The organism is Dyella sp. OK004 (genome assembly GCF_900114495.1).
Taxonomy (GTDB): Bacteria; Pseudomonadota; Gammaproteobacteria; order Xanthomonadales; family Rhodanobacteraceae; genus Dyella_D.
On the sequence record NZ_FOZI01000003.1, the window covers coordinates 701,793 to 711,909 of the forward strand.

8 protein-coding genes are annotated in these 10,117 nt (G+C 62.7%); 1 reads left to right on the top strand and 7 read right to left on the bottom strand.

The annotated features are described in order from the left end of the window. The first annotated feature begins 121 nt into the window (after positions 1-121). The gene (locus tag BM338_RS15355; protein WP_255367333.1) at positions 122-583 is read left to right on the top strand and encodes a hypothetical protein; all 462 of its coding nucleotides are present in this window, start codon (positions 122-124) and stop codon (positions 581-583) included. A 15-nt stretch (positions 584-598) separates the two neighbouring features. Here the strand turns inward: BM338_RS15355 and BM338_RS15360 are convergent, their stop codons facing one another. The 7 genes from BM338_RS15360 to BM338_RS15390 all read right to left on the bottom strand — a co-directional run bounded on the left by BM338_RS15360 (position 599) and on the right by BM338_RS15390 (position 10,108). Continuing rightward, positions 599-2,263, bottom strand: coding sequence for an MASE1 domain-containing protein (locus BM338_RS15360; protein ID WP_177229378.1), 1,665 nt, complete (start codon positions 2,261-2,263; stop codon positions 599-601). A 478-nt stretch (positions 2,264-2,741) separates the two neighbouring features. Then, the gene (cysA, locus tag BM338_RS15365; protein ID WP_090452167.1) at positions 2,742-3,890 is read right to left on the bottom strand and encodes a sulfate/molybdate ABC transporter ATP-binding protein; all 1,149 of its coding nucleotides are present in this window, start codon (positions 3,888-3,890) and stop codon (positions 2,742-2,744) included. A gap of 12 nt (positions 3,891-3,902) precedes the next feature. After that, positions 3,903-4,784, bottom strand: a complete 882-nt coding sequence (gene cysW / locus BM338_RS15370; RefSeq protein WP_090452169.1) for a sulfate ABC transporter permease subunit CysW — start codon at positions 4,782-4,784, stop codon at positions 3,903-3,905. Continuing rightward, positions 4,784-5,608 (bottom strand): sulfate ABC transporter permease subunit CysT, encoded by an 825-nt coding sequence (cysT, locus tag BM338_RS15375; protein ID WP_090452171.1) that lies wholly within the window; start codon positions 5,606-5,608, stop codon positions 4,784-4,786. The genes cysW and cysT overlap by 1 nt, the downstream gene beginning before the upstream one ends. 4 nt (positions 5,609-5,612) lie before the next feature. Then, entirely contained in the window at positions 5,613-6,617 is a 1,005-nt protein-coding gene (locus BM338_RS15380) for a sulfate ABC transporter substrate-binding protein (RefSeq protein ID WP_090452174.1), read from the bottom strand. A 112-nt stretch (positions 6,618-6,729) separates the two neighbouring features. Beyond that, positions 6,730-7,908 (bottom strand): OprO/OprP family phosphate-selective porin, encoded by a 1,179-nt coding sequence (locus BM338_RS15385; protein WP_255367334.1) that lies wholly within the window; start codon positions 7,906-7,908, stop codon positions 6,730-6,732. Positions 7,909-8,209: 301 nt separating this feature from the next. Further along, positions 8,210-10,108 carry a S8 family serine peptidase gene (locus BM338_RS15390; RefSeq protein WP_090452178.1) on the bottom strand — a complete coding sequence of 633 codons (1,899 nt, stop codon included), beginning with the start codon at positions 10,106-10,108 and terminating at the stop codon, positions 8,210-8,212. Positions 10,109-10,117: the final 9 nt, after the last annotated feature.

Sequence of the window (10,117 nt, forward strand, 5' to 3'; positions counted from 1 at the left end):
TGCGGTATGGGGACCGTAAGCGCACATGACCTACTGCGTTACCGCGCTATGGCGCGGGTTGTAATGAGATGCCGGCTTACGGCATCTTGCCCAGACCGGATGGCTTACAAGGGGACATGATATGCGTCATCTAACGACACAGGGTTTGAAGAAGCTGGCGGCCGTGGCGCTGCTGGCAGGTATGGCGGTTTCCACGACGGCCGTGGCGGCTAACAGCACAGCGGGTCTCGGTCAGTCCTGGCCGAATGCACAGGATGTGAGTTCGAGCCCGAACTGGCACGTTTATGTGTTCGATCGCAACGGCGTTCGCTACATCCAGATCAATGACCTAAATGGCAATGTGCGTGGTGCTTTCGCTACGTCGAGTGGCAACTATCTCGTGTTGCCGATCGGTGTGGATGCTTCGCATGTCGCCACTCCGCAGGATCCGCAGCCGCCAGCGGCGAGCGAGACGGGCGAAACGGTGTATCGCGACAATGCCGTGCAGGTGCAGGTGGCGCCGCAAACCACGGGCGCCCTGCAGATCCGTACCGCGGCCGTGACGTGCCAGGATCCGGTTGAGTGCAGTTCGCGAGTGAACTGAGCGCGTAGCGCTAGTTCAGTGTGCGGTGGCCCGGGGTGGCTCCGGGCCCACCGCCGAATGGCGCGTGGAGCGCAAGGCGTCGTGCAGCAGGATGGTGATGCGCAGGCCGCTGGCGCTTTCGCGCACATGGGCACCGCCGCCGTAGATCTGCGCGCGCTCACGAATAGTGTCGATGCCCTGCCCGCTGGTGCCCAGCAGCGACATCGCCTTCTTCCATTGTTCCTGCGCCAGTCGCGTACCGCCGTCGGATGCCGCCGCGCGGTGGCAATCCATGCGCATCACGACCCAGCGATGGCCCTGGTTGTGACCACCGCGCACGACCAAGTTCACGTCCCGCGTCGGCTGGAGACTCAACGCATGGACCAATGATTCGCCGGCCAACCGGTAAAGCGTCATATGTACATCAGACGCCAGATGTTTCAGAGCCTCTTCACCTAACAGCCGGCAATGGAAATCGGCGCCTATGGCCGCAACGGCCAGCGCTACGGGCCCTTCCTGCAGCGGAGATGGTTCACCTTGCTCGCGCCACACGCGCGGATACAGGGCATTGGTTAAACGATGCATCTCGTGTTGCGCTAACGCCGCCTGGCGCGAATAGGCGCGCTCTTCGTTGGCTGCTTCATTGGGTAGAAGAGTGCGCAATCTTTCAAGCACGCGATTTTGCATATCACGCATCGATTGGCTGACATTCTCCAGCGCTTCAGCGGCATTCCGCATGCGCAGCTCTTCCTGATACAGCCCCTGCTGGGCCAGCAGCAGGCCGTGCTCGCGGTCACCACGCTCGCGCTTCTCCTCGCCCTGCGGCGCCGGCTGTGCGATGCGCGAACCGAACATCAGCAGCGTGGAAATGGCGAAGGCGATAACGGCCTGCGCCTGGATCACCGAGGGATCGCGCACCACGGTCGACGTGAACGCCACCGCGCAGCTGGCGATGCCGCCGCCGATCGCCGCGCCCTGCCAGCCATGGCGCCAGGCCAGCCACGCCACCGGCAGGAACATGAAGATGCGGCACACCTGCATGGTGTCGTGCGTCCCTATCGAACCGAGCCAAGTCAGCATGGCCAAAGCTGGCAACAGGCCCATCGCCACATCACGCAGGAAGCCACTGCGCAATACCTGCGACAAGGCAAACTCACCGCGCATCCAGCCGCGCACAGCAAACACCACCGGAGTCAACGTGAGTGCACCGAGATAATTGCCAAGGAAATAGCCAAACACGATCTGTACGGTCAATACCGGCGCTGGCGCGCCGTTGGACATCTGCACCGAGGTCAGCGCAAAGCTGTTGCCTATGGCGGTAAGCACTGCGCAGACCAGCGCAGAGGCAAGCAGCAACGCGAGATCGATGCGACCGTCGATTTGCAGGATGCGGGTATGCCGCCGGAACCACGCCACCACTGGCGCGCACAGCACAATCGGTGGGAATGCAGCGAAAGTCGCCCATGCCAGACCGTACAGCTCGTGGCTGCTCCAGGCCTGGTAGCCAACGGGAATAGCCTCGCCCAGCATCAGCGCGGGCCAATAGCGATACGGCAGCAACAGCAGACAGGCGAGCCGCAGGCTGGCCGGCAGATTCCAATTGGAGACCGACACGCTGCGAAGCATCGCGTAACAGGCAGCGTAGGCGATCGCTACCAGCAGGTAGCGGACCCATCCGAACCGTGCGATTCCGTCCCGCATAGCGTCCCTCCCCGTCGTAACCGTCATCCCTCGTAGCCTGCAGCGGCATCTGCTCGCTGCATGGTTGGACCTTGCCCTGGCGTGGGGCGCCTCCCCGACGTCCCGGACCTGCAAATGATCGAACGGAATGACCCTGTGCGCTACGTCGATGGATCGGGTTTGAGGGTGCGCATCGAAATATGTGATGCACATCACGTCAAGCCCGAAGCGCCAAGCCCGCGGAGCGTTCGCGGGGCCGGTGATTGGTCGATCAGGGTGCCATTCTGCCACGGCAACATGACCAACGTTAGCGGTCTATAGCTATTGTCGGATGCGTAAAGGCATGAAAGAAGCGTGCCAAGTGTGACGACGGGCGGGTAGCGGTATAGGTGGCCAGGCGAATGGCACTGTAACGCCCCGCGTGAAGAAGCTCTTCACATCGAAAGTACCGGAACGAAGAAGTGCCAGATATTCCCCGGCGGCAGCGCGGACAGTCGGCTCAGCCCCGGCGATGCAACCAGGGGCCAATGTCCACTGCGCCGCCGTTCGCACCGCAATCTTCCTGGTGTGGATGGAAAACGTGGCGCAGTCCACCGGCATGGAACAAGGTCAGCTCGCGCAATTGCACGGTCACGGCTGAGCCGCTGACCAGGGCACGGCGCCCCACTTCGTCGGCGCTCCATTCCGCCTCGATTTCGATGCCCTCGCAGCCTTGCAGCTGCAGGCCTACCCGCACCGCGCTGCCGGCCTGGACCACGCGCAGCACCTGTCCCGCCCAGCCGGTGCCGCCACGCGGTGCAAGAGTGACGTGTTCGGGTCGCAACCAGACGCTGACGGCACCCGGCGCCCAGGTGGCTGGCAGCTCGCCCGGCACGGCATGGGTACCCAGCCACAGGCGGTTGTTTTCGATACGCCCGTCGAAGCGGTTAGCCCTGCCAATGAAGCCATAGACGAACGGCGTCGCCGGTTCGCGATAGATTTCCGCCGGCGTACCGATCTGCTCGATGCGTCCCTGGTTCATCACCACTACACGATCGGCCAGCTCGAGCGCCTCTTCCTGATCGTGCGTCACCAGTAATGTGGTCAGACCCAGCGAGCGCTGCAGATCGCGCAGCCAGCCGCGCAGGGTCACGCGCACCTGCGCATCGAGCGCACCGAACGGCTCATCCAGCAGAAGCAGCGAAGGCTCTACCGCCAGCGCACGCGCCAGGGCCACGCGCTGGCGCTGGCCACCGGAGAGTTGTGCCGGGTAGCGACGCGCCATGTCTTCCAGTTGCACACGACGTAACAATTCTTCCACGCGCTTCGCGATCTCGCGACGTGAGGGCCGCTGCCGGCGCGGACGCACGCGCAAACCGAACGCCACGTTCTCGCTCACGGTCATGTGCGCGAACAGGGCGTAGTGCTGGAACACCAGGCCGACACGGCGGTGCTGCGCCTCCAGCGCAAGCAGGTCTTCGCCGTCGCGCTGCACGCTGCCCTGATCGGGATCATCGAGGCCGGCAAGAATGCGTAGCAGCGTGCTCTTGCCCGAACCCGACGGCCCCAACAACGCCACGAACTCGCCTTTGGCGATATCGAGCGATACGCCCTCCAGCGCACTGAAGGCACCGTAGCGGCGGGTCAGACCCTGGATGGAAATACTCATGCGATCACCGCCTCAATGCCGTCGTACCGGATGCGCCAGTTCACCACCGTGCCGCCATTCGACCAGCCGCTTGATCAGCAAGGTCAATAGAGTCAGCAAGGCGAGCAAGGACGCCAATGCAAATGCCGCCGCGATCGCGCTATCGCTGCCGCCGTTGTAGACCTGGTCCACCTGCAGCGGCAGCGTGTTGGTGAGGCCGGGCAAATGACCGGACACCACCGACACCGCGCCGAATTCGCCCATGCTGCGCGCGTTGCACAAAAGCACGCCGTACAGCAGCGCCCAACGCACCTTGGGCAAAGTCACCCGAAAGAAGATCTGCCAGCCATTGGCGCCAAGCGTGCGTGCGGCGTGTTCCTCTTCGTTGCCTTGCGCCTGCATCAGCGGAATCAGTTCGCGGGCGACGAATGGGAACGCCACAAAGATCGTGGCGAGCACCAGTCCCGGCACGGCGAAGATCACGCGCACACCGTGCGCATCCAGCCAATCGCCAAACCATCCGTGCACGCCATATACCAGCACATAAACCAGGCCCGCCACCACCGGCGATACCGAGAACGGCAGATCGATCAACGCACCCAGCAGCTGCTTGCCACGGAATTCGTAGTGCGTCATCAGCCACGCGGCGGCCAGGCCGAACACCATGTTCGCCGGCACAGCGATGGCGGCGACGGTCAGGGTAAGGCGTACGGCGGTGCGCGCATCAGGGTCGCTGATGGCCGTGGCGAATACCTGCCAGCCCTTGCCCAAGGCTTCGACAAACACGGCGATCAGCGGCAATAACAGCAAGCCGGCCACACAGAGCAAAGCCAGCACGATCAACACGCCCCGCCCCACGGATACGCCCAGTCCGCGTGAGCGATGGATGGCATGACTGGCAATCACGGCGACCATCAGCCCACCTCCGTCCAGCGGCGGTTCCAGCGTTGCAGCAGGCTCACCGTCAGCAGTACCAGCAGCGAAGCCGCAAGCATCACCGCGCCCAGCACCGCGGCCGGGCCGGTATCGCCGCCGGTGTCGATCTTCTGCACGATCAGCAAGGGCACGATTTCGGTGCGCATCGGCAGGTTGCCGGAGATATAGATCACCGAGCCGTACTCGCCCACCGCACGCGCCAGAGCCAGCGCAAAACCGGTCAGCAAGGTGGGCATCAGCATCGGCAGTAGCACACGACGGAAGCTTTGCCAGCGCGTAGCGCCGAGCGTCCTTGCGGCCTCCTCCACCTCGTGTTCCAGGCTCTCGAGTACCGGCTGCAAGGTCCGCACCACGAACGGCAGGCCTACAAAGACCATTGCTAGCAGCACGCCGATACGGGTGTAAGCCACCTGTATCCCCAGCGGCTGCAGCAGGCTGCCGATCCAGCCGTTCGGCGCATACAGCGCCGTCAGGGCAATGCCGGCAACGGCGGTCGGCAATGCGAACGGCAGGTCGACCAGGGCGTCGCACAAGCGGCGAAACGGGAAGCGATAGCGCACTAGCACCCAGGCCAACAGCAGACCCAGCAATACATCGATCGCCGCCGCCGCCAACGCCCCGCCGAAACTGAGCTGCAGCGCATGCAGGACGCGGCGCGTACCGATCTGCGCCCACCATGCGGTCGGCCCCATGCTGCCGGCTTTCCACGCCAGTGCTGCCAACGGCAGCAGCACGATGCCGCCGAGCCAGGCCAAGGTAATGCCGAGGCTCAAGCCAAATCCTGGCATGGCACGGTTACGCATCGACTCAATGCCCCGCTTCGCTGATCTGGTCGTACACGCCGCCGTCGGCGAAATACGTGGCCTGCGCCTTGCGCCAGTCGCCGAACGCCTCGGCCAGGGTGAAGGTCTTCACCGGTGCGAACTGCGCCGCATATTTCGCGGTGACGGCAGGCAGGCGCGGGCGATAGAAGTGACGCGCCACCAGCTCCTGCCCTTCCGGCGAGTACAGGTACTTCAGATAGGCCTCCGCCAACTGGCGGGTGCCTTTTTTGTCGACCACTTTGTCGACCACCGCCACCGGCGGCTCGGCCAGAATGCTCAGTGACGGCACCACGATGTCGAACTTGTCCTTGCCTAGCTCCTGCTGCGACTGCAGCGCCTCGCTCTCCCATGCGATCAGCACGTCGCCGATGCCCCGCTGCACAAAGGTGTTGGTCGCGCCGCGCGCACCGGTGTCGAGCACCGGTACGTGGTGATAGAGCTGGCCTACGTAGGCGCGTGCCTTGTCCGCATTGCCGCCAGGCTGGCGCAGGGCCCAGCCCCACGCAGCGAGGAAATTCCAGCGGGCGCCGCCAGAGGTCTTCGGGTTGGGCGTGATCACCTGTACGCCGTCGTGAATCAGGTCGGGCCAATCGTGGATTTTCTTGGGATTGCCTTTGCGCACCAAGAACACCACGGTCGAGGTGTACGGCGTGCTTTGCTCGGGCAGCCGCGACTGCCAGTCCTTGGCCAGCAAGCCGCGGTCGGCAAGCACGTCGATGTCCCAGGCCAGCGCCAGGGTCACGACATCCGCTTCTAGCCCGTCCTGCACGGCACGCGACTGTTTGCCCGAGCCACCGTTGGAGGTGGTCACACGCACGTCCTTGCCGGCCTGCTTCTTCCATGCCGCGGCGAAAGCGGTGTCCGCCTCCTTGTAGAGCTCGCGCGTGGGATCGAAGGACACGTTGAGCAGGCGGCTGTCTTGCGCGGATGCCGTCGCACCGAAAAGCACAGCGACTGCCAAGCACACGGTCAGAGAAAATTGTTTCATTCACCTACTCCAGATCTTCAGCATGGGGACATTGTACCGGCTGAGGTGTCGCACCTCTGGTTCTTGTCTAAGCGCTTACCACGACAATCATTCGAAGAACGTCGTCGGCTCGTTAGAAGCTCAGCTGTGCGCGCATCTCGAAGATATGCGGATCTACACGTACGTGGCGCCGCTCGGTGGACGCCCGGATGACATTCGCCTGGAATTTCAGATGCTCGCCGAGGTACCAGTTAGCGCCCACCGTCCAGTTGTGCTCGTGGCCGCCAAGTACAGCGCCATCGTCAAGATCGATCTGGCTGTAGCGCAGCGCGAGCTCCACTGCGCCCCAGGCCTGGGATGGGCGGATCACCGCCTGGTTGCGCCCGCTATAGCGGCGATCCGCTACGTTGCCATCGCTGTAGTAGCGCGACTCACCGGTGAGCGTCCAGGTGGCGAAGACGTAGTAGCCGTGGCCCTCCACCTTGGGGCGGCCACCATCGCGTTTGATACGTTCGTCGAGATATTCGCCCTGCGCTGACCATGGCCCTTCGATCCATAGCGCTTCGACGCCGCGCCGGTCAATGTGATCGGTAAACGGCAGCGAGCCCGTGTCGACCAGGCGAATGGCCGATAGTCCATCCTCCGGACGGGCGCGCAACCGGGCCACCGGCGAAACACCACTGCGCCACTCCGGCGTTTCGCGCGAGGCGGATAGCCCAAGATGAAGCACATGCCCGGCCTGATTAATCGGCACCCAGGCCACCCTCCCCGCCATCGAATGGCCGGGATTGTTGCCATCGAGATCCTTGTGCACGAAGTAGTAGCCAAGATTGATCAAGTACGAAGGCCGCGCCCACGCCCAATCCAGCCCGGTACGTCGGCCTTCCCAGAATGCCTGGGTAGGCAAGGCCGTCTCAATAAAGGTGGTGGCGGCGGAGCTGGTGACTCCCTCAAAGCCGACCGGCGTTTTGCTGTAGCCGAAGCGGAAGATGCCCAGATCGGTACCCAGCAGCCCTTTGCTGCGCACCCGGACAAATGCATCCACCCACAACCTAGCCTGATAGTCGTATTGGACGTTCACATCGTAAACGCCCTGCTTTCGCACATAGAAGCCCAAGTATTTGCGGCGGTTGGTCAGAGCATCCTGAAGACGGCCTTCGTCATGCGAGAATCGGTTGAGGTCGATCTGATAAAGCGCGGAGATGCCGACATCGGTGCCATCACCGGTAACAACGTGGGTCGGCCAGTTGCCGTAGAAATCATAGGCATCGAAGGCTGAGGCGCGCGACGGCAAGGCGGCCAGACTGGCCACGCAGGCCACCAGCCCTACGCATCGAGATGTCCTGCACGCCCGCCATCGCACCCACATCTTGCCTGTCCACCGCTCGTCTATTTCCAGGTAGGTTGCCCATTGCCTACCGGCCACAGAAATGATGGATGGTCATATGCATATGCACTTTGGCCGTCTAGATGTCTCGATGAAAACCAATGTCATTTCGACGATGCACTATGAATACATGAACATAGACGCGCTTAGATCAGAACTCGCGAACTCGCAAAAAAACAGAACCCCCGGCTTACGCCGGGAATTCTGCCCCTCGCCCCGAACGGAATTACGGCTTATACGTAGCCAGTACGGAAACGTTATCGAAGGCCTGCTCACCCAGCACACGGATGTAGTACGTGGCCGCCTTCGGTTGCGCGACGACTACCGCTTCGTTGTTACCTGGCTTGACTGACTTAAAGTCTGCGTTGCCGCCGTCATAGGAAGGGGTGTTGCCCACCCTCACGAACAGCGAGACATCGCCGGAACCGCCAACCGTGCGGATATTGAGCGTGGTCGCACCAGCAGGCACTTTGATCGCATACAAGATCGACGCACCGGTGCCGCCGGTCTGTTTGCCAAGAATCACGTTGCGCGTCAGCAGCCGCACAATTTCCGCACCGTTACCTCTACCCAGCGCCTTGTTGACCGCTGCATAGGCATCGACGATGCCGGCACCCACCGGTTGATCAACAGCAACCGGAAACGGCCGCGCTGAACTGGCAAGAATGGTCCTGACCTGACCTGGTGTCGGCGGCGCCATACCTGCCTGCTGCGTGGCACTGAGGATCATGGCTACTACACCAGCCACGTGTGGGGATGCCTGCGAAGTACCTGCCGAGCTACCGTAGGCTGGTACGTTTGGAATCGTCGAACCCGCATTGATCGCCGACCATACGAACCCTTCCGGATCCGCCTGAGTGCCCGTATTCGGGTCGTCATTGGTATAGACGCCACCACCCGGCGCCGAGATAGCGATACCGGCACCGTAGTTGGAATAGAACGCGCGCTTGCCGGTGATGCCGTTCGACGCCACCGCGATCACACCAGGGCAACCGGCGGGGGTAAAGCTGGCCACATTACTGTTGCTATTACCTGCCGCGGCCACCACGGTCGTACCGCGACCGATTGCACTGGAGATGGCAGTGCCAGTCACGCTATCGGCTGCGCAAGCGCCGCTGGCGCCCAGACTCATATTGATCACCTGTGCGGGATTGGCGTTGTCCGGCACGCCGTCCACATGGCCGCCTGAAGCCCAGACGATGGCGTCGACGATATCGGAGACGTAACCGCCACAATGGCCAAGCACGCGCACCGGCAGCACCTTCGCCTTGTGCGCAACGCCGGCCATGCCAACACCGTTGTTGGTCAACTCCGCGACGGTCCCTGACACATGTGTGCCATGCCAGCTGCTCTTGCTCTCGGTCGAGCCTGCGCCGCACTGGCCCGCCGTGGTCCAGTCGCCCAGATCCCAACCGCCGGGTACGCGATCATCAGTGGCGCGACCGGAGATGGCGGCATCGGAAATAAAGTCGTAGCCAGCATCCGCCAGCGACAGATCGATATCCGGATGATTGGTGATCCCGGTATCGAGCACGGCGACGGTAACGCCGTCACCATCAGCCAGATCCCAGGCTTTGCTGACATTGGCGCCGCCAGTGGCATTATTAAAATGCCACTGGTACTTCGCGTAGTACGGGTCGTCCGGTGTGAAGACTTGTGGCGCAGTGTCTGACGACGGCGTGATATCGCGCACTGCCTGCATCATTACGTCGGGTTCGACATGTGCGACGGCCGGATCGGCGGCAATCTGCTGCATCAGCGCATTGGCTTCGCGCTGATCAAGTTTGCGCGACGTGCTCACCAGCTCCGCGCCGGTGCCGAGCTTGCGCTGATAGGTCGCGGACAAGGGTGCGATGATCGCGCCACTGGCTGAACGCGTGGCGCGATCGAGACCCGAACGGGCAACCGCAGCCTTGACGTTCTGCAGCACGGCGTTGCGATTACCACGCTCGGCGCTACCGTCGCGATAAGAAATGATGAAACGGCTATAGCTTTCCTGAGTGGGTGTGGTGACAGAAAGCTTGGGCGCCATCAGCGGGAGTGCATCGGCGGTATGGGCCACCGGCATCGCCATCGTCAGAGCGACAGCCAAAGCGCTGATACAAAAAGTAGGACGTGACTTCATGCATGGATC